The sequence below is a fragment of the Streptomyces ossamyceticus genome (assembly GCF_001418475.1).
In the GTDB taxonomy this organism is placed as follows: domain Bacteria; phylum Actinomycetota; class Actinomycetes; order Streptomycetales; family Streptomycetaceae; genus Streptomyces; species Streptomyces ossamyceticus.
In genome coordinates, this window is sequence record NZ_LIQX01000882.1 from 1 (window position 1) to 1,039 (window position 1,039).

A 1,039-nucleotide genomic window follows, 5' to 3' on the forward strand; every position below is an offset into this window, starting at 1 on the left:
GGGTGACCGGGGTGACCGTGTGCGGGGCGGGGGCCGGACCGGCGTGACCGAGGTGAGGGCGAGGGCCGGCTACTTCACCTGCAGCTCCAGGATCTTGTCGTCGCCGCCATCCGGGGAGCCCCGGCCGTCCGTCTCGCTGGTGGTCAGCCAGAGTTTGTCGCCGCCGGCCGAGACGACCGTGCGCAGGCGGCCGTACTCGCCCTCCAGGAAGGGCTGGGGGTCGGCCGAGACCTTGGTGCCCTGCAAGGGGATGCGCCACAGACGCTGGCCCTTCAGGCCCGCCATCCACACCGAGCCCTCCGCTATCGCGATGCCGCTCGGGGAGGCGTCGTCCACGCTCCACACGGCCACCGGGTCTACATAGCCGGGCTTGCCCTCCTTGCCCTCCACCTCCGGCCAGCCGTAGTTCCCTCCCGGGCGGATCTGGTTCAGCTCGTCCCAGGTGTTCTGGCCGAATTCCGATGCCCACAGACGCTGCTTGCTGTCCCAGGCGAGGCCCTGGACGTTGCGGTGGCCGTAGGAGTACACCAGGGAGTTCTCGAAGGGGTTGCCCGGAGCGGGCTCGCCCTCCGGGGTCATCCGGAGGATCTTGCCGCCGAGCGACTTCTTGTCCTGGGCCAGGGGGCCCTCGTAGCGCTCGCCCGTGCTCGCGTACAGCATCTGGTCGGGGCCGAAGGCGATACGGCCGCCGTTGTGGTTGGTGCCCTTGGGGATGCCGCGGAGGATCGTGTCGGGGGCGCCGAGCTGCTCGCCCTCGGGCTTCTGGGGGTCGTACAGCATGCGGACGATGCGGTTGTCGGACTCCGAGGTGAAGTAGGCGTAGATCATGTGGTCGGAGGCGTAGTCGGGGGAGACGGCGAGGCCGAGGAGGCCGCCCTCGCCGGCCGCGGCCACGCCGGGGACCTCGCCGAGCTCCGTCTTCTTGCCCGACTCGGTGTCGATTCTGGTGATCGTGCCCTCGTCGCGGGAGGACACGAGGAGGCCGCCCTCGGGGAGGGGGGCCAGGCCCCAGGGGGTGTCCAGGTCCTCGGCGACGGTG

At 70.9% G+C, this 1,039-nt stretch carries 1 protein-coding gene; it reads right to left on the reverse strand.

Translation table 11 applies throughout. The features are described from left to right. Positions 1 to 69 precede the first annotated feature (69 nt). Positions 70 to 1,039: PQQ-dependent sugar dehydrogenase (locus AOK15_RS40090; protein ID WP_055524055.1), on the reverse strand; the 970-nt coding region annotated here is incomplete at its 5' end.